The sequence below is a fragment of the Mycobacterium sp. genome (genome assembly GCF_046091765.1).
GTDB lineage: Bacteria > Actinomycetota > Actinomycetes > Mycobacteriales > Mycobacteriaceae > Mycobacterium.
This window is the reverse complement of the sequence record NZ_JBJTCF010000106.1, coordinates 17,597-43,096: the sequence shown is the minus strand read 5'-3', so window position 1 is coordinate 43,096 and position 25,500 is coordinate 17,597. Positions and strand designations below refer to the sequence as shown.

Genomic DNA, 25,500 nt, shown 5'->3' with positions numbered 1-25,500 from the left:
GGGCCGGGGGCTCGGGGCCCACCGGGTTCGCACCGGCTCGCGGCGCGGGAAGCGCCACCGCGGCGACTCCCAGGCCCGCTATCAACATCGCACTGCGGCGATCACACTCAGCCATGACTCCATACGATAAAGCCCCGCTGCGGCCGGTCAAACAACCGGAAGCTCCATGCCCTGGAAAACCGCCGATTAGCCTGGCCAAAGGCCGAGATGCCTCAGGGGAGCTGAGACGTACGCCGCGGAGAGAGTCGCCAACTCGCGTGTTGGTGACCGTCCAGGCTGTCGCGGCGACCGCCGCGTTGCTACTGGCGAGCCCCATGCCGGGCAGCAGGCCCGCTGTCGGGCTGGTCAGCGCCGATATCGGGCTGGTCAGCAACACGCTGCTGGCGATGGGCGGTAACACCAATCCGACCGGTCTGACCCCGGATATGGGACTGCTGCTCGGCGGCGACCAGCGGACCGCGGAGTCCACCCACGGCCTGGTGAACACCCGGCGAAACCCCGATTCGCCGTTCTACGGATGGGACTTCGACGTCATCGAGTGGCCGGCGCAGATCTGGCTGCCGATCCTTGGCAACTGGGCGTACGAACCGGCCCAGCGGGAGGGCCAGCGCAACTTCGCCACGACGCTCGACGCGGTGCTTCCGTCCCTCGCCGCCGGGGAGCAGATCGTCGCTCTCGGGTACTCCTCGAGCGCCAACGTGATGGTTCGAGAGATGCGTGCCCTGCAGAACCAGGCCGATCGCCCCGCCGACGAACAGCTGTCGTTCATTCTGGTCGGAAACCCCAACCGGCCCAACGGCGGTGTTCTGCAACGTTTCTCGGGCGCCTACATCCCGTTCGTGGATATACCCATGGACGGCTCCACACCCACCAACACCCCCTACCGGACAACCGACATCAGCTGGGAGTACGACCCCGCATCGGATTTCCCGCTCTACCCGCTCAACCTGCTCGCCGTACTCAACTCACTGGTCGCGGGGTTTTATCTGCACAGTGACTACCTCGATGCCGACATCGACGGTCCGCGGGCCCTCCCCGACACCACCGTCGGCGCGGTCACCTACATCACCCTGGAACCGCCTCGCCTGCCGCTGCTCATGCCCTTCGAGGACGCGGGAGTGCCAGGGCGACTGCTCGACGTGATCGAACCGGCACTCACGGCGGTCATCGACAGCGCCTACGACCGGTCGATCGACCCGGGCACACCGACCACCGCACGGTTCACTCCACCGGTCCGCCCAAGCACGGTCGGCGGAACCGCGACCCTGCGGCCGACGGACAAGGCCCGGACTACTCGGGCTGTTCGGGCAGCTCGGACAGATCGGGACCCGGGCCATCCCGGCCCGGTCCGGCGTCCCCATCGAGCACGCTGACGTCGATCCCGTAGGGCAGGAAACGGACGCTGCGATTCGGGTCGGTGTTGAGTTTGTTCGCCCGCAACGCGTCGAGTTCGGTCTTGTAGACCTGCTCCACGTGAGCCTTGCCGTCGGCGTCGGACATGTAGATCGCCCACACCCCGTCGCCGGCCTCGCCCGCGGTTTCGGGCTGCGGGCGAGGACGCGGGGTGGGCCGCACGAACTGGTCGAAGAGCGACCCGAAACCTCCCCGGTCGCCCGGGGTGCCCAGGAATCGGCCGACCCGGTCGAACGCGTCGCGCAGACCCTCGCCGGTCTCCCGCACGACGCGGTCGAATTCCTCGGGGTCGAAGCCGAACGGCCCGTTGTTCTCCATACCCAACAGTGTGCTCCGGGTTTGCTGGTGATGTCGACCCCTGCCGGTTCGCCTCCAGCGAAAGCCGTGACGCGGACGCCCGGGGCTGCTAGCGGACGGTCAGCGGCAGCGAGCGGCGCGGCGCGAAGACGAACGAGGCGCCACCGCTGACCCTGGTCACCTGAACCTCGACCGCCTCGGTGAGCGGCGTTTCGCTGCGGTCGAACTCCGCAGTCCACTGCGTATCGGTCCCGTGCAGACGCGCCACCAGGTGCGGGTCGACGGCGGTCGCGATCGCCTGCACGGGTTGCGGCGAAGCCGGTGAGCACAGCGCGATCCAGGAGCGGTCGTCGTGCGCCGGTGACGGCTCGACGCGCAGCGACCCGCCCCCGATGTCGGCCACCACGTATCCGGCCGGGTTGAACAGCGGGTGCGCGGCGAGCACCCGCTCCAGGCCCTCGACGGTGCCGGGGAGCGCCAGCGCCTGTCGGATGCGTCCGGCCGCCACCCCGGCGATACCGGTGAGCTGACGGGTGCAGATCGAGGTGGCCAGAGCGGCGTCATTCCCGGCGCGTGCCCGCACGGCAATGCCGAACGACAGATTCAGCAGATGCATCTGCAGGCACACCTCGTCGGCGATGCGCACCAGCGCCGAGTGGGAGAAGGCCGCGAAGTCGACGTCGGACAGCAGCGGGCCGGAATAATCGGCGGCGCCCTCCTCGCCGGTGTCGATCGGCGCCAGTTCCCACCCCGCGGCCCTGCTCGCGGCGACCAGCTCCAGAGCGGGGATGGCGGCGGCCGGCGGATGGGACTCGTCGATCCGCACCGACCAGGCGCAGTGCGGATGCCGGTCGGCGGGCTGGCGGGGCGGCCGGTGGATCGGCCGCACCTGGGCTTTGGGATTGGTCGCGACCGCGGTCGCGTCGAAGGTGGGGTCTTCGATGTCGTGACACATGCCCGTGACGTAGTCGGGGCCCATCGGCTCGACGTCGAGCAGCGCCCCGCAGTGGTCGAGCTGGAACTCGCCGTGCCAGCGATCGTGGACGGTGAAGCGAAAGTCCATGAACTGCGGCGGGGCACCGATGTCGAGCTGCAGACCCTTGAAAATGGTGATGACGTCGTCGCCCTCGTAACTCAGGGCCCTCTGCATGCGCCTGGTGTAGATCGGGCTGGAGCCCGCCCACTCCTCGATCGCGATCCGGACCATCTCGTCACGACCGAAAGCCTGGATGCACCAAGCCATTCCGGACCGGTCGATCAGCTGGCCGATCAGCAGCAGTTCGGGCACCAGCCGCGCCAGTTCGGACCTTGAGAAGCCCGCGTAGCGGCTGGCGGGCCTGCCTACCGTCCGGCTCACCGACTGGCTCACTCTGTGAAACCTAGTCGAGACCCTCGCCGGGTGTGCTGCAATGTCGGTCATGGCCGAGCACGAGCAGATCGAGGCGATCAAACGAGTGAAGTACCGGTATCTGCGGGCACTGGACACCAAGCACTGGGACGACTTCGCCGACACCCTCACCGAGGACATCGTCGGCGACTACGGCTCGTCGCTGGGCAAGCGGTACCACTTCACCAACCGTGCGGAGCTCGTCGAGTTCATGCGGACCTCCATGCCCGCGGGGGTGATCACCGAACACCGGGTGACCCATCCGGAGATCACCGTCGAGGGCGACGAGGCGGAAGCCACCTGGTACCTGCAGGACCGCGTCATCGTCCCGGAGCACAACTTCATGCTGTTCGGGGCGGCGTTCTATCACGACCGCTACCGCAACACCGCCGACGGCTGGCGGATCTGCGCCACCGGATACGAGCGCACCTACGAAGCCACCCAGACGGTGGAGGGGTTGCAGTTCAGGCTCAAACCCGGTCCGGCACTGGCCTGATCGCGGCTACTGCGCGATCGCGATCACCGCTCCGGGTTGCAGCCACCGGATGATGGTCACCAGCGTCGCGTCGTCGAGGGCTACACATCCCGCGGTCGGCCCGCCATCGGTGGAGTGCACGAAGAACGCACTGCCGCCGCCGGGGATGCGCTGCTTGTTCACTCCCATCACGACGGCGTGCGCGTACTGCGGGATGTAGAGGTTCTCGGTTCCGCTGGCCGGTGAGGTGTCGAAGGGGCAGTCCTGCTTTTCACAGATCTGCATCGTGTTGTAGGTGGGGCCGTCCGCCGACCACCAGTAGTCCGGTGTGGTCTGCACGTAGTCCAGCCCGCCGCCGGGATCGGGCTCGGTGCCGAACGCGAAGTCCAGCGAGTAGACACCCATCGGGGTGGCCATGTTGCCCTCACGGGCCTGGGCGACCATGCCGTTGGCGCCGATGCGGACCGGGATCGCCGTGCCGATCGGCTGCCAGCCCTCGGGCCCGCGCTGCCAGACGTCCATTTTGGCGGTGGATCCGCCGGTGCCGACGACGGAGAGGACCTGGGTTGCCGGGCCGACGGTGGCGGCGAACCACGGCGGTTGGGCGCCGGCGGGCGGTGCGCCCGAGGCGGCCAGCAGCACCGCGACCGCGGCCGCGCCGAGGGGTCTGCGCACCCGATCATCGTCGGCGGATCCTTCGGGCCCGGTCAAGTCACAACTGAGTCAAGTCAGCGCTGACCAGCCCACTGAATAGCCCGACGACGCGTCCGCCGTTACCATCGCCGACCGATGCCCCTGTCTGACCCGGCTTCGGCCGACCTGCCCGCCGGCCAGTGGTCGCACCTGCTGGTCGGCCACCAGTGGCCCGGTGCCGCCGCGCTGGCGGTGCTGGCGGGGGCGGCGGCGAACCGTTCGGCGCTGGGGTCCGCGCACGACGGATACGCCGAGACGTTGCGCGCGCTGCACGCGGAGATCGCCGAGAGGCAGAACGGCATCAGCGCCGACGCGGCCACCGCCGCGTTCCGTCGCGGTGAAGTCCACGCACGCGGGGTCTGCGCCAAGAACACCGTCAAGAAAGGCTGCTACGAGTCCGCCCGGCACTGGGTCGCCAACCTGCGGGACGAACTGGACACCATTGCCGCATCGGGTAACTCGGCGATCCGGCAGATCCTCGACTCCGAGGCGCCGGCTGAACTCAAATTCACCGCGCTCGTGGACACCGTCGTCCAGGCGCGCGAACAGGCCAACATCAAGGCCGCGCAGTGCGGTGCAAATCTTTTGGGTGCCATCCAGCAGGTGCTGGACAGCCGGGACGCGGGTACCTCGGCACGCGAGTTCGCCCGCTCCCACGGAGTCCACCTCGACGCCGCATTCGGATCACCGTCCCGCGACCTCGTTCGCGCCGACGTCGGGGCGCTGATGGACGGCACCGGGACGGCACCCGCCGCGAGCCGGGACCGCGACGTCGGCGAGGACATGAACGGTTGCCCGCCGGCGACGGGCACCGTGGTCGGCGCGCTGGTTCCGGGCAACCCCGCCCCGCACAGCGCAGCCGCCGCGGCGCTCAGCGGGGCCGTCGCACCGGCTCAGCCGGGACCGGGCTCGACCCGCGTCCCCGGCGGTGCGGGGCTCACCCCGGGCGTCGCGCACCTGCAGGCTGCGCATCCGCGCTCGGCCGGCACCCCGGGGCGGCTGCCCGCCTACGGTTCCGAACGCTCCGCCCCCCGGGCCCCGACAGCCCCGCCGCGCCCGGGACAGGTGCTCCGCGCGGCACCGGCATCGGCTCCGGTGTCGGCCGCCGCGTTCGGCACGTCGACGGTGGCATCCGCATCGCGGTCAACCCCCCGCCCCGCGGCAGTCAGCCCGAAGGCCGCAACGACGGCGGCGGCGGCGGCCGGCATCGAACCGGCAGGCGAATGGCTGCGTCGGCTGCTCGAGGCGGTCGCGCGCCAGGCTCCCGGCCTGTGCTGGGCGGTCGGCATCGGCACCGACGGCCGGATCCTGCTGGCCACCGACCTCGCCGGCGGCTGGATTCCCCCGCACATCGCCATCCCCGCTCCTCTCGAGCTGATCGCACCACCCGCCCGCAGGGGCGACGCGGTCGCACTGCTCGGCCCGATCGTCACCACCGAGCGCTACCTGCCGGGCCACCCGCTGCCGCCCGGCGAGCCCGGTGCGCTGTCGCCCACCGCACGCGCGACGGCCCCGGTCCCCGATCTGGGCTGGCACCTGTGCCGGGCGACGCGATGCCACGACGGGCTTCCGCGGCTGGCCCACACCCTGGCCGTGGCGGTCAACGCCGGGACCGGGTGGCTGGACTCCGAAGCCGACCTGCTCAACGAGCACCTGCGCGCGGTCGCCACCGAGGTCCTCGACAGTTATCCCGACACCGTCGATCCCGCCGCGGTGGGCTCCTGGCAGCTGCTGGCCACGATCAGCGCCCTGCTCGCCGGCGAACCGCCACTCGCCGACTACCACTTCGCCTGGTTCCGATGACAGACCCGTTCACCGCCGACATCGACAACTACCTGCAGACCGCGGCACTCAACGCGCCCCCGCCCCCGGTCGGGTCCGATCCGCTGGTCGCCGGCCTGAGTCCGGCCGAGCAACTGCTGCGCGTTCTGGGACTTGCCGCCAACGCCGACGACCCGCGCGACGAACTCGAGGGCATGGAGGCGTACGCGGAGCGCGACCGGGCCTCGGTCACGGCCGCCGAGAGGTTCGGCGCTGACGACGAGGCCGCCGCACAGCAGATGGCCGCACTGGGTCAACTCAATCAAGCTGTGCCGCAGATGATCTCGGCGGTGATGTCGGCATGGGGCGCGGCGGTGGCCGGTATCGTGCAGCCGCTCGGCCAGATACCCCAGCAGCTGACACAGGCGGCCCAGCAGGCCCTCGGGTCTGGCGAGTCGGACGGCGTTGATCCCGGTGTCGATCTCGGTATCGATGACGGCGTCGATCTCGGCATCGTTGACGGCGTCGATCCCGGTATCGATAACGGCGTCGGCCCGGGTGTGTCCGGCGGTCTCGGCTCCGGGGCGTCGCTGACCGGACCGGCCGCCGCGCTCGGCCCGCCGGTGATCCCCGCGACCTCACCGGCGGCGGCGGCGCCGGGGCCGGCGGCCACCGCCGTGACCGTGCCACCCGCACCGAGCCTGACTCCCGGTATGGCGGGCATGCCCCTCGTCCCTCCCGTCGCGGGCGGCGCCGGCGGCGCGGGCCAGGAGAAGGACACCAAGACCGAGGCTAAACGCGTCGCGGTCCCGCCGGTGCGCAACGGGTCCCCGGTCCAGGGCCGGGTCACGATGGTGCCGCCGGTGGTCGGCGTCACCCGCAGCCTCGACGGCAAACCGGTCGCCGCACGGCGGGTGAACTCGCCAGCCGACCCGCCCGAGCATCCGGCGTAGCGGGATGCAGAGGCGCTAGCATCCCGAGGTGACCGACCCCCGCGGACTGCCCCGGCGATCCGAGCTGACCCGGCTGCAGCGCACCGTCGTCGACTGGTCAGCGGCCGCCGACATCGGATTGCGGACCGGAGTCTCCACGCTGGTCGGTGCGGCAATGCTGCCCACCATCGTCGGCTCGACCCTGCGCCGCGAGGGGTGGAGCGAGGAACGCGACAACCTGTCCTTCTACGCCGACCTCGCCGCGAAACGCGATGCCGCACTGTCGTTCCCCGCACCCGTCGGCGTTCCCGAGGTGTCCTCACGGCTGGCGAATCCGATCGCGGAGTACATCGCCAGGGGACGCGTCCACAACCGTTCGTTCGCGAGTTCCTTCGAGCCGATCAACCCCGCGCTGCGCGCGCGCTGGCGCGGACTGCACCGCAACAGCATCGTGCGTTTCCAGCACTGGCGCCATGACGACGGACCACGGCCGACGCTGTGCCTGATCCACGGATTCATGGGCTCGCCGTATCTGCTCAACGGCCTGTTCTTCGCGCTGCCGTGGTTCTACCGCTCGGGCTATGACGTCGTGCTCTACACCCTGCCGTTCCACGGCCGGCGGGCCGAGCGGCTCGCCCCGTTCAGCGGCTACGGCTTCTTCGGCTACGGGATGACCGGGTTCGCCGAGGCGATGGGGCAGGCGGTCTACGACTTCCGCTCCATCCTCAACTGGCTGCAGCACACCGGGGTCGACCGCATCGCCCTGACCGGTCTGTCGCTCGGCGGCTACACCTCGGCCCTGGTGGCCACGGCCGATGACCGACTGGAGGCGGTCATCCCCAACGTGCCCGTGGTGACACCCGAATCCGCCATCGAGGAGTGGTGGCCGGCCAGCTGGCTGTTCCGGCTGGGTCGCTCGCTGGCCGGTATCAGCCGCGAGGAGTCGTTCTCCGGGTTCGCCTACCACTCGCCGCTGAACTATCGGCCGCAGATCGACAAGGAGCGCCGACTGATCATCACCGGTCTCGGTGACCGGCTGGCACCGCCCGATCACGCGGTCGCGCTCTGGCGGCACTGGGATCACTGCGCCCTGCACTGGTTCCCCGGTAATCATGTGCTGCACATCAGTCAGCCCGATTACCTGCGCCGCACCAACCGCTTTCTGCAGCCGCTGATGTTCGCGGAGGGCTAAACCAGGGGTCGGCCGGTGCGGACCCGCCAATCGAGTTCGTGCAGAAGAACATTGAACGGGAACGCCCGCACGAAGGGCGGCGCGAGGTTGTTGGCGAGCCGGAGGGCAACCATCAGCCGATCGAACTCCCGCTGTTTGTCGGCGTTCCAGTCCAGTTTCATCTCGTCGCGGAAACGCTGCGGCAGGAAGCCGGTGGTGATCAGTAGAGCGACGCTCTCGCCGAGGTGTTGCAGCGGACCGGGCAGCCGCACGCCCTTGACCCGCGACACAGCGATCGGATAGAGGTAGTCCCGGACCGTGTCGTCGATATGCACCTTGTCCAGGGATTGCTGCCAGTACCGGTCGAAGGCCGCGCGGTCGGCCGGCCACATCTCCGGGGGCACCTGCAGCATCGTGCCCAGGGACATGCTGTCGCGGTAGTGCTGGTCGGCCGTCTGCTCATCCATCTCGCCGACGAACATGCGGTACACGTCGACGCCCCCCTTGTAGAGGCAGGCGGCGACCCACAGCTGAAGATCGGGGTCGAAGGCGTTGTAGCGGACCGGGCTTTCCGCCGTCGAATACACCTGGGCGTGGGCCTGATTGACCGCCTGCCGGTAGGCCTGCTTCTGCTCCTCGCTTCCCCGGGTGGCCACCGCGAGGTAGGTGAAGGTGGTCCGCGCCCGCTTGATCGGATGGGTGTCGACCCGTCCGCTCTCCACCCGGCTCTCCAGAACCCCGTAGCCGACGCCGGGCCGGGCCAGCTGCATGATCACGTTGGCAGGTCCGGCGAGCAGGGCCACGCCCATCAGCCCGTCCTCGATCCCCGCCCGCCACGGCAGCCATCGCGGGCCCCGCAGACTGGGCACCGACCCCGACGACGCGCTGACCGGGCGCTCCACCACCTCCATGGGCGCCATTGTCGCCCGGGAACCCGTGGTGTCAAGGTGGCGGCGGTGTCAAGATGGCGCGGTGAGCGAGGTGCGGCTGGAGGGCGACGCGTCCGCCGATAGCCCCGCACTGGAGGCGCGCACCCTGCGACGGGTCAGCATCAGGATCCTGCCCTTCGTCATGGTGCTGTACTTCGTGAACTACCTGGACCGGACCAACCTGGGGATCGCCCGCACCCACATCAGCGCGGAGTTGCAGTTGTCGGCGACCATGTTCGGCCTGGCCGCCGGCATCTTCTTCATCGGCTACGTCCTGGTGGAGATCCCGTCGAATCTCGCGCTGGAGCGTTTCGGGGCGCGCCGCTGGCTGGCCCGCATCGCCGTCTCGTGGGGGCTGGTGGCCGCGGCGATCGGGTTCGCGCCCAACGCCGCCACCCTTCTGGTGTTGCGGTTCCTGCTCGGCGTCGCCGAAGCCGGCTTGTTCCCGGGAGTGATCTTCTATCTGACCCGCTGGTTCCCGCAGGCCTATCGCGCCCGGGTGGTGGCCCTGTTCATGGTGGCCAGCCCGGTCGCGGCGGCGGTGGGCACGCCGCTGGCCGCCTGGCTGATCGAGACCGGCGAGGGCGTGTTCGGGCTGTCGGGGTGGCGGTTCATGATGATCGCGGTCGGTCTGCCCGCCGTCGCGCTCGGCGTGATCTGCTGGTTCTACCTGACCGACCGGCCCGCCGATGCGGGCTGGCTGGCGCCCGACGAGCGGCGGTGGCTGATCGGGGTGCTCGCCGAGGAGGAGCGCGCGATCGGCGACCGCTACTGCTATCCGCTACGCCGCGCGCTGCGCAGCCCCCGGATCTGGGCGCTGGCGCTGGTGTACTTCGGCATCGCCTACGGGCTCTACGCGCTGGCCTTCTTCCTGCCCTCGATCATCTCCGATCTGCGGCTGTCCGCCGGGCAGCTGTCCATCGTGCAGGTCGGTCTGATCACCGCGGTCCCCTACAGCGTCGCGGCCGTGGCCATGTATCTGTGGTCCCGCCATGCCGACCGTCGCGGCGAGCACGTCTGGCACGTCGCGCTCCCGCTCGCGCTCGGCGGCGCGGCGATCCCGGTCGCGCTGTACCTCGGCAACCCGATTCTGGCGATGGTGCCGATGATCCTCGCCGCGGTCGGGGTGTACAGCGCGATCCCCAGCTTCTGGGCGCTGCCCGCACGGTTTCTCACCGGCGCCGCGGCCGCCGGCGGGATCGGCTTGATCAACTCGGTCGGCAACCTCGGCGGCTTCGTGGCGCCCTACGCCACCGGCGCGCTCAACGATGCGACCGGAACCGACAAGGCCGGGCTGTGGGCGATCGGCGCGGTGATGATCGCCACCGCCGCGCTGGTCGTCGCGCTGCGGGCGGCACCGAGCGACTGACGGTCAGCCGCCGCCGCCCGACAGACCCTCGCGCTCCTCGATCTCCTTGCACAGGTGCTCGGCGAGGCCGCGCACCGTGGTGATCTGAGTCGGGCTGATCCGCACGCCCGTCTCGGTCTCGATGCGGGTACGCAGTTCCAGGTTGCCCAGCGAGTCCAGCCCGTAGTCGGACAGCGGACGATCGGGGTCGATGGTGCGCCGCAGCAGCAGGCTGATCTGGTCGGACACCAGCCGCCGGATCGTGCCGGGCCACTCGTCGCGCGGCACGGCCTTGAGTTCGGAGAGGAACTTCCCGCCGTCGCCTCCGCCGCCGCCCGCCGACTGGAAGGCCTCGGCGAACTTGCTGCGCTTGGCGAACGCGGTCAGCCACGCCGTTCCCATCAGCGGCGCGTAACCGGTGTACGGGCGGTCGTAGCGCAGCAGTTCCTCGAAGGCGTGCGCACCCTCGTCCGGACTGATCGCCACGCCGGCCTCCTCGGCCAGCGCCACACCGCGGCCGATCTGCGCCCAGGCGCCCCAGGCGATGGAGGTGGCGGGCAAGTCCTGGGCGTGCCGCCAGCGGGCGAAGGAGTCCAGCCAGCTGTTGGCCGCCGCGTAGGCACCCTGGCCGGGCGATCCGACCAGTGCGGCCGCCGAGGAGAACAGGCAGAACCAGTCCAGCGGCTGTCCTGCGGTGGCCTCGTGCAGATTCCAGGCGCCGTAAACCTTTGCGCCCCAGCACCGGTCGATCAGTTCGTCGGTGACATTGGCCAGCGTGGCATCCTCGACGACCGCGGCCGCGTGCATCACCCCGTGCACCGGCAGCCCGGTCTCGGTTGCCACCGACACCAGCAGTTCGGCGATCTTCGGGTCGGCGACGTCGCCGGACACCACCGCCACGTCCGCCCCGCGGGCGCGCATCGCCTCGATGGCCTGCTCGGCCTCGGCGCTGGGCGCCGAGCGTGAGTTCAGCACGATGCGGCCGCAGCCCGCCTCAGCCATCTTGCCGCCGAGGAACAGGCCCAGCCCGCCCAGACCGCCGGTCACGATGTAGGAGCCGTCCGACCGGAACACCGGCACCTGCTCCGGCGGGAGCACCGCGTCGGTCTGGCCGTGATGGGACACGTCGAGCAGCACCTTGCCGGTGTGCCCGGCACCGCCGACCAGTCGCACCGCCGTGGCGGCGTCGCTGATCGGGAAGTGCGTGGTGGGCGCAATGGTCAGCACTCCCTCGGCCGTCTTCTGATAGACCGTGGTGAGCAGGTTGCGGACCGTCTCCGGGTGACTGTGGCTGAGCAGGGCCAGATCCACCGCGTAGAGCGACAGGTTGCGGCGGAACGGGAAGAGCCCCAGCCGGGTGTCGCCGTAGATGTCGCGCTTGCCGATCTCGACGAAGCGCCCGCCGAAGGCCAGCAACTCCAGTCCGGCGCGCTGAGCCGCGCCGGGCAGCGAGTTGAGCACCACGTCGACGCCGTAGCCGCCGGTGTCGCGCCGGATCTCGTCGGCGAAGTCGAGGCTGCGGGAGTCGTAGACGTGCTCGATTCCCATGTCGTGCAACACCTGTCGGCGATCGGGGCTGCCGGCGGTCGCGAAGATCTCGCACCCCGCCGCGCGGGCGATCGCGATGGCCGCGTGGCCGACACCGCCGCTGCCGGAGTGGATCAGCACCTTGTCCGAGGCGGTGATCCGGGCCAGATCGTGCAGGCTGTACCAGGCCGTCGCGGCGACCGCCGGGATCGCCGCCGCTTCCTCGACCGGGACCCCCGACGGCAGCGTGACGGCGTGCCGGGCGTCGCACAGCACGAAGGTGGCCCAGCAGCCGTTCGGCGAGATGCCACCGACGTGGTCGCCGACCTTGTGGTCGGTGACGTCCGCCCCGACCGCGGTGACCACACCGGCGAAGTCGATGCCCAGCTGCTGCTTGTAGCCCTCGAACGTCGGGTAGCGGCCGAACGCGACCAGAACGTCGGCGAAGTTGATGCTCGACGCGGTCACCGAGACCTCGATCTGGCCGGGTCCCGGCGGCACCCGCCGGAACGCGCTGAATTCCAGCGACTCGACGTCGCCGGGCGTGCGGACTTCCAGCCGCATCCCGTCGCTGGCCGGGTCGAGCACGGTGGTCCGGCGATCCTCGGCGCGCAGCGGGCCGGGCAGCAGCCGTGCGGTGTACCAGTCGTTGCCGCGCCAGGCGGTCTCGTCCTCTTCGGTGCCGCTGCGCAGCTGTTGCGCGATGTGGGCGACGTCGGTGATCTCGTCGCAGTCGATGGTGGTGCTGCGCAGGTGCGGATGCTCGGAGTCGATCACCCGCATCAGCCCGCGCAGGCCGGCCTGCTCCAGGTTGGCCTTCTCCTCGGGGTGCACGGTGGCCGCGTTGCGGGTCAGCAGGAACAGCCGCGGCGGCTCGCCCTCCATGTCGGCCAGCACGCGGGCGATCTCCACGAGCTCCCCGACATACTGCCGACCGGTACGCGCCGACGCCCCGTCCGCGCCGCCGGCCGGCGGCGCGGTCACGAACAGCACGCCGGTGAAGCCCTCGCCCAAACTCGGGGCGGCCAGCACGCGAGCGAATTCGGCGGCGTCGGTGAACCGCTCGTGCCGCGCGGGCGGCATCGCGCCGGTCTCGGCGGCGTCGGCGTTGAGCGCGTCGATCAGCCGCTTCGCCAGCGGCTCGGCCGCATCCGAGACGGTGAGCACCAGCCACGGCCCGGACTCGCTCTTGCTGTCGGACAGCTCGCGCTTGTTCCACTCGATGCTCAGCAGCCGCTCGTTGAGCGTGCGCTGATCCTGCGCGCCGCCGGCAGTGGCGGAGCTGTGCTGCAGACCTTCCAGGGTCAGCAGCACCACACCGTCCTCGTCCAACACGTCGATGTCGGCTTCGAGGTCACCGCCGGACGTCAGCGAGGCGCGAACGAAGCAGTAGTGCGCATTGCGCGCCTGGTGGTGCAGCCGCAACCGGCGCACACCGACCGGCACCAGGCCGCCCAGGCCGGCGTCCTGCACCGCGGGATGCACCACGACGGACTGGAAGCAGGCGTCGAGCAGCGCCGGGTGGATGCCGTAGGCGGACTGCTGGGAACGGATCGAACCCGGCAGGGCCACCTCGGAGAACAGCGTGGTGACGTCTTCCTCGGCGGCGTGCACCGCCCGAAGTCCGGAGAACGCCGGGCCGTACTGAATCCCGATGCTGTCGAAGGCTTTCCGGACGTCATCACCGTCGGTGCGCACCGGGTGCTCGGCAAGCAGCTTGGCAACGTCGTAGGCGGGCGGCTCCGCCGTGTCGTCGGTGACACGCAGCACGCCGCTGGCACGCCGGGTCCGGCCGCCCTCCTCGTTGGTCTCCACGACGAAGTCGAGCCTGCCCGGAGTGTCGGCGACGGCTGACACCGATATCGGGGTCTCGTCGTCGAGCAGCAGGGTCTGCTCGAAGCGGATGTCGCGGACCTCGCCGTCGTCGCCGAGCACCGCGCGCGACGCCGAGAGCGCCATCTCGCAGTAGGCCGCGCCGGGCAGCGTGGCGATGGTGTGGATCTGGTGGTCACCCAGCCAGGGATGGGCGTCGACGCCGACCTCGCCCTGCCAGACGTCGCGTTCGGGCTCCTCGACCAAGTGCACGTGCGCGCCCAGTAGTGGGTGCACGGCGAGCACCGAGCTGCCCTGGGCCGGGTGCTCCTGACCCTCCCGGTCGAGCATCAGTTCGCGGTGCGTCCAGGTGGGCAGCGGCGCGTCGACCAGGGACCCGCCCGGGTACAACTCGGCGAAGTCCACCTTCGCCCCGGCACTGTGCAGGTCGGCGACGAAGCCACGCAGTCCCAGCGGCAGTTCCTGTTCGCGGCGCATCGCGGCCAGCGCGGCGATCGGCATGTCCAGGCTGGCGGCGTTCTGGTCGACGGCGTGGGTCAGCAGCGGGTGCGGCGCCAACTCGCCGAAGACGCGGAAGCCGTCGTTGAGCGCGGCCTGCACGGCCGACGCGAACCGCACCGTGTAGCGCAGGTTGTCGGCCCAGTAGTCGGCGGCGAAGCTCGGCTTGTCGTTGGGATCCCACAGCGTGGAGGAGAAGTAGGGGACCTCGGGGTCGCGCGGCTGCAGATCGGCGAGCGCCTCGATCAGCTCCTCGAGGATCGGCTCGACCTGCGGCGAGTGCGAGGCCACGTCGACCGCCACCTCGCGGGCCATGATGTCGTTCTTCTCCCAGGCCTCGACGAGCTCGCGGATGGACTTGGTGTCGCCGCCGACGACCGTGGAGGTCGGCGAGGCGACCACCGAGAGCACGACGTCGTTGATGCCGCGAACCGAGAGTTCGGACAGCACCTGGGGCCCGGGCAACTCGACCGCGGCCATCGAGCCGCTGCCGGAGATCCGCTTCATCAGCTTCGAGCGACGGCAGATGACCTTCAGCCCGTCCTCCAGCGACAGGGCGCCGGCGACGACGGCGGCCGCGGACTCGCCCAGCGAGTGGCCGATGATCGCGCCCGGGCGCACGCCGTAGGACTTCAGTGTCTCGGCCATCGCGACCTGCATGGCGAAGATCGTCGGCTGGACGCGGTCGATGCCGGTCACGGTTTCCGGCGCGGTCATGGCCTCGGTCACCGAGAAGCCGGACTCCCGGGCGATGATCGGTTCCATCTCCGCGACGGTGGCGGCGAACACCGGCTCGTTGGCCAGCAGGTCGGCGCCCATCTTGGCCCACTGCGAGCCCTGGCCGGAGAACACCCAGACCGGTCCGCGATCGCCACGGCCCACCGCGGTCGGGAAGGGGATCTCGTTGTCGGCGACCTCGCGCAGGGCTGCGCTCAACTCCGCCGCGGTGCTCGCCGAGACGACGGTGCGCACCGGCCGGTGCGAGCGGCGCCGGGCCAGCGTGTAGGCCAGGTCGGGCAGGCTCAGCGGATGGTTCGGGTCGGTCTGGCCGTCGACCCACTCGGCGAGCCGGGCCGCCGTGACCCGAAGCTCCTCGGCGGAGGTGGCCGAGATCGCGAAGAGCAGCGGGCCCTCGGCTGCCGCCGCGGCCGACTCAGGGGCGCTTTCCGGCGCCTCCTCGACGAGCACGTGGGCATTGGTGCCGGAGATTCCGTAGGACGACACCGCGGCCCGGCGGGGTCCCTCGCCGTTGAACGGCCACGAGGTGGTGCTCTCCGGAACGAAGAGATTGGTCTCGACTTCGGCGAGCTTCTCGGGCAGTTGGGTGAAGTAGAGGTTGCGCGGGATTTCCCCGTGCTGGACCGCCAGCACCGCCTTCATCAGGCCCAGCGCGCCCGACGCGGACTGGGTGTGACCGAAGTTGGTCTTGATCGAACCCAGCACGCAGGGCTGCTCCCGGCCGTACACCGTGGCCAGGCTGGCGAACTCGATCGGGTCGCCGACCGGGGTTCCGGTGCCGTGGGCTTCGACGTACCCGACGGTGTCCGCCTCGACGTCGGCCGCGGCCAGCGCGTCGCGGTACACCTCGATCTGGGCCTTCTCCGACGGGGTGGCGATGTTGACCGTCCGGCCGTCCTGGTTGGAGGCCGTTCCGCGCAGCACCGCCAGCACCCGGTCGCCGTCGCGGACGGCGTCGGGCAGACGCTTGAGCAGCAGCATGACGCTTGCCTCACCGGAGACGAAGCCGTCGGCGGCGACGTCGAACGCGTGGCAGTGCCCGGTCGGCGACAGCATGCCCTGCAGCGAGCCGGACACCGACTTGCGCGGCTCGAGGGTGATCGACACCCCGCCCGCCAGCGCCAGGTCGCTCTCGCCTTCGTGCAGGCTGCGGCAGGCCTGGTGGATCGCGTACAGGCTTGAGGAGCACGCCGTGTCGACGGTGATCGCCGGCCCGTTCAGGCTCAGCGCGTAGGAGACGCGCCCGGACGCGAAGCTGTCGTTGGTCCCGGTGAAGCCGTAGGGACCCTCGGCCGCACCACAGTCCGCGGAGAGCAGCTCGTAGTCCCGGTGGGTCAGGCCGACGAAGACGCCGGTGCGGGTGTCGGCGAGGTCGGCCGGGTCGATGCCGGCGTGTTCGACGGCATCCCACGAGGTCTCCAGCAGCAGCCGGTGCTGGGGGTCGATCGCGGTGGCCTCCCGGTCGGTCATCCCGAAGAAGTCGCAGTCGAAGCCGGCGACGTCGTCGAGGAACGCGCCCCACCGCGACACCGAGCGTCCGGGCACCCCGGGCTCGGGGTCGTAGTAGGCGTCCGCGTCCCAGCGGTCGAGGGGGACCACGGTGACGAAGTCCTGGCCCTCGAGCAGCGCCTCCCACAGCTTCTGGGGGGAGTCGACGCCGCCGGGGAGGCGGCAGGCCATACCGATGACAGCTACGGGGGTCGCGGGTGCGATGCGCAAGAAAGTTCCTTACTCGCCGAGGGGGCGTCGCCCGGTCTTGACGGCGACCGGTCGGGCGGATCACGCCTGCTGATCAGCCGCGAAACGTTCGGGCTACGCGGCCCGAAGTCTAGTCAGCCACCGGTAGCCAACGCAAACAGTGCAAGCCCGGCCGAGCGCCGCCCCTGCGCTGTTCAGGCAAACAATTCCGGTCTGGTCGTGGGTCCGGTCGTGGGTCTGGTCGTGGATCTGGTCACAGTGAGTTGCATCCCCGCCGAAACCGGGTATATCGTTAAAGTTACCGGTGGGTAACTTTCCTACGAGTACCCAACCGAATGGTTCTCGAGGAGGAATCATGGGTCACTACAAAAGCAATGTCCGCGATCAAGAGTTCAACCTGTTCGAGGTGCTGGGCATAGACCAGGCGTTCGCCTCGGGTGACTTCGGCGATCTGGACGCCGACACCTGCCGCGAGATGCTGCAGGAGATGGCCCGCCTCGCCGAGGGGCCGCTGGCCGAATCGTTCGTCGAGGGCGACCGCAATCCGCCGGTCTTCCACCCCGACACCCACTCGGTGACCCTGCCCGACTCGTTCAAGAAGTCGGTCCGCGCCTTCATCGAGGGCGGCTGGGACAAGGTCGGCCTGGACGAGGAACTCGACGGCATGCCGATGCCCACCGCGATGGTGTGGGCGCTGCACGAGCACGTCCTCGGCGCCAACCCGGCGATCTGGATGTACGCCGGCGGCGCCGGCTTCGCGCAGATCCTGTCCGACCTGGGCACCGAGGAGCAAAAGCGCTGGGCCAAGATCGCCAGCGAGCGCGGCTGGGGTTCGACCATGGTGCTCACCGAGCCCGACGCCGGCTCGGATGTCGGCGCGGGCCGGACCAAGGCGATCAAGCAGGACGACGGCTCCTGGCACATCGAGGGAGTGAAGCGGTTCATCACCTCCGCGGACTCCGACGACCTGTTCGAGAACATCTTCCATCTGGTGCTGGCCCGCCCGGAGGGCGCCGGGCCGGGCACCAAGGGACTGTCGCTGTTCTACGTGCCGAAGTTCCTGTTCGACTTCTCCACCGGCGAGCTCGGTGAACGCAACGGCGTTTTCGTCACCAACGTCGAGCACAAGATGGGCCTGAAGGTCTCGGCAACCTGCGAGCTGTCGCTCGGCCAGCACGGCGTGCCCGCCAAGGCCTGGCTGGTCGGCGAGAAGCACGACGGTATCGCGCAGATGTTCGACGTGATCGAGCAGGCCCGGATGATGGTCGGCACCAAGGCGATCGCGACGCTGTCCACGGGCTACCTGAACGCGCTGGAGTACGCCCGGGAACGCGTGCAGGGCGCGGACCTGACCCAGATGATGGACAAGACCGCCCCGCGGGTGTCCATCACCCATCACCCGGACGTGCGGCGCAGCCTGATGACCCAGAAGGCCTACGCCGAGGGTCTGCGCGCGCTGTACCTCTACACCGCGACCTACCAGAATCCCTCGGTGGCCAAGGCGGTGCAGGGTGTGGAGCCCGACCTGGCGGTCAAGGTCAACGACCTGATGCTGCCGATCGTCAAGGGTGTGGGCTCCGAACAGGCCTACGCCAAGCTGACCGAGAGCCTGCAGACTTTCGGCGGTTCGGGGTTCCTGCAGGACTACCCCATCGAGCAGTACATCCGCGACGCCAAGATCGACTCCCTCTACGAGGGCACCACCGCGATCCAGGCGCAGGACTTCTTCTTCCGCAAGATCATCCGCGACAAGGGCGTGGCCCTGGCGCACGTGGCGGGCCAGATCCAGGAGTTCGTCGCCAACGAGTCCGGCAACGGCCGGCTGAAGACCGAACGCGCCCTGCTGGCCAAGGCCCTCGAGGACGTGCAGGCGATGGCCGCCGCGCTGACCGGCTACCTGATGGCCGCCCAGGAAGACCCCAAGAGCATCTACAAGGTCGGTCTGGGCTCGGTGCGCTTCCTGATGAGCGTCGGCGACCTGATCATCGGCTGGTTGCTGGTGCGCCAGTCCGCCGTGGCCACCGCGGCCCTGGACGCCGGGGTCAGTGGCCCCGACAAGTCCTTCTACGAGGGCAAGGTCGCCGTCGCGTCGTTCTTCGCCAAGAACTTCCTGCCGCTGCTGACCAGCACCCGTCAGGTGATCGAGACGATCGACAACGACGTCATGGAACTCGACGAGGCGGCCTTCTGAGGCCAGCGGGCACCCGGCCGCTACCGTAGACAGCGTGCCGCAGACCAGTCCCCTGGGCCGGGTCGTGGGTCCGTTCACCCGCGCGGGCAGTTACTACGCCCGCTCGTGGGGCGCCTACCTCGGTGGCAAGCAGGGCGGCAAGCAGGGCGGCCTGCCCCTGGCCCGCCCCACTCTGTCGCTGGCCACCCACGCGCTGCGCGACGAGATCGTGCTCGTCGGGCTGCTGTGGCGGCGCCCCCTGAGCGACCCGGCGGCCTACGACCAGATCAACCGCGAGATCGGCGAGGCGGTGGACTTCTACGGCCGGCAGGGATGGCTCGAGCGGCCGGAGGACTTCTTCCCCGCACCGCCGGCACCCACCGACGTCGCGGTGCGGTCCTTCCGGGGAAAGCGGGCCGACCGCGGCCACGAACGGATCACCTTCGAGAGCGGCTACGCGCCGCATCCCGACGAACCCGGCGCGCAACGCTGGATGGACTACACCGGTAACCGCCGCGAGTACGCGATGGTGCTGCGCCACCCCGAGCCGCGGCCCTGGCTGGTCTGCGTGCACGGCACCGAGATGGGCCGCGCCGGACTGGATCTCACCCTGTTCCGGGCCTGGCACCTGCACACCGATCTGGGACTCAACGTCGTGCTGCCGGTGCTGCCGATGCACGGGCCGCGGGCCAGGGGGCTGCCCCGGGGAGCGGTGTTCCCCGGTGAGAACGTGCTCGACGACGTGCACGGGACCGCCCAGGCCGTCTGGGACGTCCGCCGGATCCTGGCCTGGATCCGCTCCGAGCAGCCCGGTGCCCGGATCGGGCTGAACAGCATCTCGCTCGGCGGCTACATCGCCGGGCTGGTCGCCAGCCTCGACGACGACCTCACCTGCGCGATCCTCGGGGTGCCGCCGGCGAACCTGGTGGAACTGCTGGGCCGCCATGCGGGTCTGCCCGTGGACGACCCGCGCCGGAAAACCCTCGAACTGGCGGGCCCGATCGGGCGCATGGTGTCGCCGCTGTCGATGCAGCCCAAGGTGCCGCCGCAGGGCCGCTTCATCTACGCGGGCGTGGCCGACCGCATCGTGCACCCGCGCGAACAGGTGATGCAGCTGTGGGAACACTGGGGACGGCCCGACATCGGCTGGTACCGCGGCGGGCACACCGGATTCTTCGAAGCCAGGCCGGTTCAGCGCTACGTCGACGCCGCGCTGGCGCAGTCCGGTCTGATCGCCGGACGCCAGGCGCCCGACGCCGCCTGAGCCGTCACGCCTCCAGGATGGCAGCCACGCCCTGACCGCCGGCCGCGCAGATCGAGATCAGCCCGCGCACCGGACGATCGGTCTCGGCCCTCTTCTCGGCCAGCTGCTTTGCCAGTTGCGCCACGATCCGGCCGCCGGTGGCGGCGAACGGATGGCCCGCGGCCAGCGAGGAACCGTTGACGTTGAGCCGGGCGCGGTCGATCGGCCCCAGCGCCGCGTCCAGACCGAGGCGCTGCTTGCAGTACTCCTCGGACTCCCAGGCCTGCAGGTGCGCCAGCACCACCGAGGCGAACGCCTCGTGGATCTCGTAGAAGTCGAAGTCCGCCAACGACAGTCCGTTGCGGGCCAGCAACCGCGGCACCGCGTAGGTCGGGGCCATCAGCAGTCCGTCGGCGCCGTTGACGTAGTCCACCGCGGCGGTCTCGGCGTCGGTGAGATAGGCCAGCGGACGCAGCCCGCGGGCCTGCGCCCAGTCCTCGCTGGACAGCAGCGCCACCGAGGCGCCGTCGGTCAGCGGCGTGGAGTTGCCCGCGGTCATCGTCGCGTCGCCGGCCCGCACGCCGAATACCGGTCGCAGCGCGGCCAGCTTCTCGACGCTGGAGTCGGGGCGCAGGTTGTCGTCGCGGTAGAGCCCGAGGAACGGCGTCACCAGATCGTCGAAGAACCCGCGCTCGTAGGCCGCCGCCATCTTGCGGTGGCTGGCCGCCGCCAACTCGTCCTGATCGCGCCGCGAGACGGCCATCTCCTTGGCGGTGACGGCCGCGTGCTCGCCCATCGACAGCCCGGTGCGCGGCTCGCCGTTGGTCGGGATCTCCACGCCCACCGCGGCCGGCAGACCGCCGACGAGCCGCAGCCGGTCCAGCGTGGACCGTGACCGCCGCACCGCCAGCAGCCGCCGGCGCAGCGGGTCGCCCAACCCGATCGGGGCGTCCGAGGTGGTGTCGACCCCGCCGGCCGCCGCCACCTCGTAGCGGCCGGCGGCGATGCCGTCGGCGGCGGCGATGGCGGCCTGCAGACCGGTCCCGCAGGCCTGCTGCAGATCGAAGGCCGGGGTGTCCGGGGCCAGCGGGCTGCCCAGGACGCACTCGCGCATCAGGTTGAAGTCGCGGCTGTGTTTGAGGACCGCCCCGCCGATGACCGCGCCCAGCCGCTCGCCGGCCAGGCCGAAGCGCTCGGCCAGCCCGGCCAGCGTGGCGGTGAACATGTCCTGGTTCGACGCCTCGGCGTAGGCGCCGTCGGACCGCGCGAACGGGATGCGGTTTCCGCCCAGAACGGCGACCCGGCGGTACTCCCCGGCTGGCATGCGCCGATCCTAGTAAGTTCGGTGCGTGGCTCCCGATCTGGTGTCCCAGGTGATCAACTCCGCGCCGGGTTCGTTTCTGGCCAGGCAACTCGGCGTTCCCGCGCCCGAACCGCTGCGGCGCTACCGCCCCGGCGAACCCCCGCTGGCCGGCTCGCTGCTGATCGGCGGTGCGGGGCGGCTGGCCGAGCCGGTGCGGGCCGCGCTGGCCGGCGACTACCAGGTCGTCGGCAACAATCTCGGCGGACGCTGGGCGGACACCTTCGGCGGGCTGGTCTTCGACGCCACCGGCATCACCGAGCCGGCGGGCCTGCGCGCGCTGCACGACTTCTTCACCCCGCTGCTGCGCAACCTCGGACCGTGCGCGCGCCTCGTCGTGCTGGGGACCACACCGGAACAGGCCGACACGCCCCACGCCCAGATCGCCCAGCGCGCCCTGGAGGGCTTCACCCGCTCGGTGGGCAAGGAACTGCGCCGGGGCGCGACCGTGTCGCTGGTGTACGTCTCCCCCGCCGCCAAGCCGGCCGCCACCGGGTGCGAGTCGACGCTGCGGTTCCTGCTCTCGGCCAAGTCCGCCTACGTCGACGGGCAGGTCTTCCACGTCGGTCCCGCCGATTCCGACCCGCCCGCGGACTGGGACCGGCCGCTGGCCGGCAAGGTCGGCATCGTCACCGGTGCCGCGCGCGGCATCGGGGCGACCATCGCCGAGGTGTTCGCCCGCGACGGCGCCCGGGTGATCGCCATCGACACCGACCAGGCGGCGCAGGCGCTGAGTGAGACCGCCGCCCGGGTGGGCGGCGACGCGCTGACCCTCGACGTCACCGCCGCCGACGCCGTCGAGCGCATCACCGCCCATCTTCGCGAACATCACGGGGGCCGGGCCGACATCCTGGTCAACAACGCCGGGATCACCCGCGACAAGTTGCTGGCCAACATGGACGACGCCCGCTGGGACGCGGTGCTCGCCGTGAATCTGCTTGCCCCGCTTCGACTTACCGAGGGGCTGGTCGACAACGGCAGCATCGGCGCCGGGGGCCGGGTGATCGGGCTGTCCTCGATGGCCGGGATCGCCGGCAACCGCGGTCAGACCAACTACGCGGCGACCAAGGCGGGAATGATCGGGATCACCGAGGCGCTGGCATCCGCACTCGCCGATCGCGGCGTCACCATCAACGCGGTGGCCCCGGGATTCATCGAGACCGCGATGACGGCCGCGATCCCGCTGGCCACCCGGGAGGTCGGGCGCCGGCTGAACTCGCTGTATCAGGCCGGCCTGCCCGTCGACGTGGCCGAGGCGGTGGCGTACTTCGCCAGCCCGGCGTCCAACGCGGTCACCGGCACCGTCATCCGGGTCTGCGGCCAGGCCATGCTGGGCGCCTGAGGTGGGACTGTTCAGCCTCGCCCGGGCGGCGGCGGGCGCGCTGCCGTTCCTCCCCCGCGCCGACCGGTTGCCCGACCGGGTGCTGCGCGTCGACGAACTGCCGATCGACCGGGCCCACGTCGCGGCCTACGCGTCGGTCACCGGACTGCGCTACGCCGACACGGTCCCGCTGACCTATCCCTTCGTGCTCACCTTCCCGACGGTGATGTCGATGCTGACCGGCTTCGACTTCCCGTTCTCGGCCGTCGGCGCGGTCCACGTCGACAACCGCATCACCGCCCATCGCCGGATCGCGGTCACCGACACGGTCGGTTTCACCACCCGCGCGGCGAATCTGCGCGAGCACCGCAGGGGACTGCTCGTCGACCTGATCACCGAGGTCAGCGTCGGCAGCGAGCCGGCCTGGCAGCAGGTGTCGACCTACCTGCACCAGCAGCGCACCAGTCTGTCCGATGAACCCAAGGCGGCAGCGCCCAAGGTCCCCCGGCCCGAACCGCCCAACGCGATCCTGCGCATCACTCAAGCGCAGATCCGCCGCTACGCGGCCATCAGCGGGGACGCGAACCCGATCCACACCAGTGCCGTCGGCGCCCGGCTCTTCGGATTCCCGAGCGCGATCGCGCACGGCATGTTCAGCGCAGCGGCGGTACTGGCCAACATCGAGGGACAGCTGCCCGAACAGGTGCAGTACTCGGTGCGGTTCGCCAAACCCGTCCTGCTGCCCGCCACCGCCGGGCTCTACGTGGACCGGGCGGCGGGCGGCTGGGACCTCGCGCTGCGCCACCTCACCAAGGGGTATCCGCACCTGACCGCGACGGTGCGGGCGGCGGGTTAGGCCGACTCGGACTTCTCCGCCGGCGTCCCCTTCAGGCCGCGCCAGAACAGATTGATCAGCAGCCTGGCGGATTCGTCCACGTCGGCGTCACCGGCGCTGACCCGGGCGGCCACCGCCTCACCCGCGCCGACCAGTGCCACTGCGGTCATGTGGAAGTCGTTGTCGGGCATCGGGTTGCGAGTACCGCTCTCCAGCAGCCGGGCGACCAGGTCGATGATCCGCTCGCGTCCCTCCCGCACGGTGTGGGCGAAGGCCTGGGAGCTGGTGCCCTGGGTGTAGAGGACGATCCACGACGCCCGGTTGGCGTCGATGTAGCTCAGCACCGACAGGATGGTGCGGCGCAGGAGTTCACGCGGACTCTGCCGCAGCGCGTCCATGACGTCGATGTCGGCGCGGACGGCGTCGATGAAACGGCTCAGTTCACGGCTCAGGCAGGCGCCGAAGAGTTCCTCCTTGGAGCCGTAGTAGAGATACAGCATCGGCTTGGAGATCTGCGCCTGCGCGGCGATGGCGTCCATCGAGGTCTCGTGATAGCCGTTGACCGAGAACATCTGCACGGCCGCGTCGAGCATCTGCTGCTCGCGGACCGCACGCGGCAATCGCTTGGCACCCCCAGCGGTTCCGCCCGCCATTCAGCCGCCGCAGCGCCCGCTGGGACCCTTGATGCCGGCCATCCGCAGCACCGAGCCCTCCACGCCCGCCATCGCCAGTTCCCCGCTGCCGACGGCCTGCTCGAGCCGGTCGAGCACCGCCGGCACCTGGTCGGTGGTCACCCACAGGGCGACATCGTTGCCGGCCTGCAGGGCCCGCAACACCGCCTCGGCCACGCCGTACCGCCCGGAGATGGCGGCCATGCTGGACAGGTCGTCGGTGAAGACCGGGCCGTTGAAGGCCGGTCCGCCGTAGCCGCCGCTGCGCAGCAGACCCACCGCCGCCGGACTGAGGCTGGCCGGGTCGCTGCCGGTCAGTCCCGGCACCTCGATGTGGCCCATCATGACCGCGACCGGCACCTGCCCGGCCAGCGTGCGGTAGGGCACCAGATCGGTGTTCTGCAGTTCGGCCAGCGGCGGCGTGCTCACCGAACCGGTGTGCGTGTCGCCGGACCCCTGACCGTGACCGGGGAAGTGCTTGAGCACCGGCAGCACGCCGGCGTCGCGCAGGCCACGGGCGAACGCGCCGGCGTAGGCGGTCACCGTGGCGGGGTCGGCGGAGAACGAACGGTCGCCGATGACGGTGCTGGCGGGCTGGCTGGAGACGTCGACCACCGGGGCGAAGTCGATGGTGATGCCCAGACCGCGCATCTGCCGGCCGCGGGCCAGGGCCAGCTGGTAGACCTCGTCGGGGGTCTGGGTCTGGGCCAGGGTCCGCGCCGAGGGCGCGGGGCCGATCAGGGCGGAGAGCCGGGCCACCCGGCCGCCCTCCTCGTCCACGCTGACCGCCAGCGGCAGCGGGCCGAGGTTGGCGATGTCGTTCAGCGTGCCGTCGGTCAGCATCGTCAGATCGGTCCAGCTGCCGATGAAGATGCCCCCGACGTGATGCTCACCGACCACCGCGCGCGCGTCGGCGCCGTTGCGCACGCCGACCATCAGCAGTTGCGCGAGCTTGTCGCGGGTCGACATCGCCGCGAGCATCGCTGCGCCGTCCCCGCAGGCCGGGGGAGCCGGCGCGGCCGGGACCGGAACCGGGCCGGCCAGCGGGGCCACACCGCTGTCGCCCGAAACCGCCGTCGCCGACGGGGTGGCGGCGGGGGTCCGGGGAGCGGGCGACGAGCAACCCGTCAGGGCCATCAGGGCCACGACGGGGACGATCGCCGCCGGGACGCGTACTCGGAAAATCACCCGCCCATGCTG

General features: G+C 70.6%; 18 protein-coding genes. 10 read left to right on the top strand and 8 right to left on the bottom strand.

The features are described from left to right. Nucleotides 1-263 precede the first annotated feature (263 nt). Nucleotides 264-1,373, top strand: a complete 1,110-nt coding sequence (locus ACKOB8_RS11660; RefSeq protein ID WP_526377370.1) for a PE-PPE domain-containing protein — start codon at nucleotides 264-266, stop codon at nucleotides 1,371-1,373. Here ACKOB8_RS11660 and ACKOB8_RS11655 read toward each other — a convergent pair. Further along, nucleotides 1,291-1,731 carry an Rv0313 family protein gene (locus tag ACKOB8_RS11655; RefSeq protein ID WP_526377369.1) on the bottom strand — a complete coding sequence of 147 codons (441 nt, stop codon included), beginning with the start codon at nucleotides 1,729-1,731 and terminating at the stop codon, nucleotides 1,291-1,293. The genes ACKOB8_RS11660 and ACKOB8_RS11655 overlap by 83 nt on opposite strands. An 88-nt stretch (nucleotides 1,732-1,819) precedes the next feature. Beyond that, the gene (locus tag ACKOB8_RS11650; RefSeq protein WP_526377368.1) at nucleotides 1,820-3,067 is read right to left on the bottom strand and encodes a hypothetical protein; all 1,248 of its coding nucleotides are present in this window, start codon (nucleotides 3,065-3,067) and stop codon (nucleotides 1,820-1,822) included. Between the two features lie 61 nt (nucleotides 3,068-3,128). On the opposite strand from ACKOB8_RS11650, the gene ACKOB8_RS11645 reads away from it, so the two are divergent. Next, entirely contained in the window at nucleotides 3,129-3,593 is a 465-nt protein-coding gene (locus tag ACKOB8_RS11645) for a nuclear transport factor 2 family protein (RefSeq protein ID WP_526377367.1), read from the top strand. A 6-nt stretch (nucleotides 3,594-3,599) separates the two neighbouring features. Here ACKOB8_RS11645 and ACKOB8_RS11640 read toward each other — a convergent pair whose 3' ends face one another. Next, entirely contained in the window at nucleotides 3,600-4,247 is a 648-nt protein-coding gene (locus tag ACKOB8_RS11640) for a L,D-transpeptidase family protein (RefSeq protein ID WP_526377366.1), read from the bottom strand. Nucleotides 4,248-4,361: 114 nt separating this feature from the next. Here ACKOB8_RS11640 and ACKOB8_RS11635 point away from each other — a divergent pair, with 114 nt between their 5' ends. From ACKOB8_RS11635 to ACKOB8_RS11625, 3 genes are read left to right on the top strand one after another with little or no spacing between them, the layout of a single operon-like run. After that, on the top strand, nucleotides 4,362-6,068 hold the full coding sequence (locus tag ACKOB8_RS11635; RefSeq protein WP_526377365.1) for a DUF5631 domain-containing protein: 1,707 nt from the start codon (nucleotides 4,362-4,364) through the stop codon (nucleotides 6,066-6,068). Further along, entirely contained in the window at nucleotides 6,065-6,979 is a 915-nt protein-coding gene (locus tag ACKOB8_RS11630) for a hypothetical protein (RefSeq protein ID WP_526377364.1), read from the top strand. The genes ACKOB8_RS11635 and ACKOB8_RS11630 overlap by 4 nt, the downstream gene beginning before the upstream one ends. Nucleotides 6,980-7,007: 28 nt before the next feature. Next, nucleotides 7,008-8,150, top strand: coding sequence for an alpha/beta hydrolase family protein (locus tag ACKOB8_RS11625; RefSeq protein ID WP_526377363.1), 1,143 nt, complete (start codon nucleotides 7,008-7,010; stop codon nucleotides 8,148-8,150). Here the strand turns inward: ACKOB8_RS11625 and ACKOB8_RS11620 are convergent. Next, nucleotides 8,147-9,040 carry an oxygenase MpaB family protein gene (locus ACKOB8_RS11620; RefSeq protein ID WP_526377362.1) on the bottom strand — a complete coding sequence of 298 codons (894 nt, stop codon included), beginning with the start codon at nucleotides 9,038-9,040 and terminating at the stop codon, nucleotides 8,147-8,149. The genes ACKOB8_RS11625 and ACKOB8_RS11620 overlap by 4 nt on opposite strands. A 160-nt stretch (nucleotides 9,041-9,200) precedes the next feature. Here ACKOB8_RS11620 and ACKOB8_RS11615 point away from each other — a divergent pair, with 160 nt between their 5' ends. Beyond that, nucleotides 9,201-10,427 (top strand): MFS transporter, encoded by a 1,227-nt coding sequence (locus ACKOB8_RS11615; protein WP_526377374.1) that lies wholly within the window; start codon nucleotides 9,201-9,203, stop codon nucleotides 10,425-10,427. A gap of 3 nt (nucleotides 10,428-10,430) precedes the next feature. Here the strand turns inward: ACKOB8_RS11615 and pks2 are convergent, their stop codons facing one another. Beyond that, entirely contained in the window at nucleotides 10,431-16,721 is a 6,291-nt protein-coding gene (gene pks2, locus ACKOB8_RS11610; protein ID WP_526377361.1) for a sulfolipid-1 biosynthesis phthioceranic/hydroxyphthioceranic acid synthase, read from the bottom strand. A gap of 334 nt (nucleotides 16,722-17,055) precedes the next feature. On the opposite strand from pks2, the gene ACKOB8_RS11605 reads away from it, so the two are divergent. After that, nucleotides 17,056-18,891, top strand: a complete 1,836-nt coding sequence (locus tag ACKOB8_RS11605) for an acyl-CoA dehydrogenase C-terminal domain-containing protein (RefSeq protein WP_526377360.1) — start codon at nucleotides 17,056-17,058, stop codon at nucleotides 18,889-18,891. 34 nt (nucleotides 18,892-18,925) lie between these two features. Beyond that, a complete protein-coding gene (locus tag ACKOB8_RS11600; protein WP_526377359.1) occupies nucleotides 18,926-20,134 on the top strand; it encodes an alpha/beta hydrolase family protein in 1,209 nt (402 codons plus the stop codon). Nucleotides 20,135-20,138: 4 nt separating this feature from the next. Here ACKOB8_RS11600 and ACKOB8_RS11595 read toward each other — a convergent pair whose 3' ends face one another. After that, entirely contained in the window at nucleotides 20,139-21,437 is a 1,299-nt protein-coding gene (locus ACKOB8_RS11595) for an acetyl-CoA C-acetyltransferase (protein ID WP_526377358.1), read from the bottom strand. 25 nt (nucleotides 21,438-21,462) lie between these two features. Between ACKOB8_RS11595 and ACKOB8_RS11590 the strand changes: the two genes are divergently transcribed. Further along, nucleotides 21,463-22,815 (top strand): 3-oxoacyl-ACP reductase, encoded by a 1,353-nt coding sequence (locus ACKOB8_RS11590; protein ID WP_526377357.1) that lies wholly within the window; start codon nucleotides 21,463-21,465, stop codon nucleotides 22,813-22,815. Between the two features lies 1 nt (nucleotide 22,816). Continuing rightward, entirely contained in the window at nucleotides 22,817-23,650 is an 834-nt protein-coding gene (locus ACKOB8_RS11585) for a MaoC/PaaZ C-terminal domain-containing protein (protein ID WP_526377356.1), read from the top strand. Here the strand turns inward: ACKOB8_RS11585 and ACKOB8_RS11580 are convergent. After that, complete coding sequence (locus tag ACKOB8_RS11580) at nucleotides 23,647-24,282, bottom strand: TetR/AcrR family transcriptional regulator (protein ID WP_526377355.1); 636 nt, start codon at nucleotides 24,280-24,282, stop codon at nucleotides 23,647-23,649. The two genes, ACKOB8_RS11585 and ACKOB8_RS11580, sit on opposite strands and share 4 nt — an antisense overlap. After that, on the bottom strand, nucleotides 24,283-25,437 hold the full coding sequence (locus ACKOB8_RS11575; RefSeq protein ID WP_526377373.1) for a glycoside hydrolase family 3 N-terminal domain-containing protein: 1,155 nt from the start codon (nucleotides 25,435-25,437) through the stop codon (nucleotides 24,283-24,285). Between the last annotated feature and the right edge of the window lie 63 nt (nucleotides 25,438-25,500).

Bases quoted from the DNA above. Each gene is read 5' to 3' on its own strand.
- ACKOB8_RS11645 (WP_526377367.1), top strand. From the start codon at position 3,129: ATGGCCGAGCACGAGCAGATCGAGGCGATCAAACGAGTGAAGTACCGG.
- ACKOB8_RS11630 (WP_526377364.1), top strand. From the start codon at position 6,065: ATGACAGACCCGTTCACCGCCGACATCGACAACTACCTGCAGACCGCG.
- ACKOB8_RS11580 (WP_526377355.1), bottom strand. From the start codon at position 24,282: ATGGCGGGCGGAACCGCTGGGGGTGCCAAGCGATTGCCGCGTGCGGTC.
- ACKOB8_RS11615 (WP_526377374.1), top strand. From the start codon at position 9,201: ATGGTGCTGTACTTCGTGAACTACCTGGACCGGACCAACCTGGGGATC.
- ACKOB8_RS11620 (WP_526377362.1), bottom strand. From the start codon at position 9,040: ATGGAGGTGGTGGAGCGCCCGGTCAGCGCGTCGTCGGGGTCGGTGCCC.
- ACKOB8_RS11655 (WP_526377369.1), bottom strand. From the start codon at position 1,731: ATGGAGAACAACGGGCCGTTCGGCTTCGACCCCGAGGAATTCGACCGC.
- ACKOB8_RS11595 (WP_526377358.1), bottom strand. From the start codon at position 21,437: ATGCCAGCCGGGGAGTACCGCCGGGTCGCCGTTCTGGGCGGAAACCGC.
- ACKOB8_RS11635 (WP_526377365.1), top strand. From the start codon at position 4,362: ATGCCCCTGTCTGACCCGGCTTCGGCCGACCTGCCCGCCGGCCAGTGG.
- ACKOB8_RS11605 (WP_526377360.1), top strand. From the start codon at position 17,056: ATGGGTCACTACAAAAGCAATGTCCGCGATCAAGAGTTCAACCTGTTC.
- ACKOB8_RS11575 (WP_526377373.1), bottom strand. From the start codon at position 25,437: ATGGCCCTGACGGGTTGCTCGTCGCCCGCTCCCCGGACCCCCGCCGCC.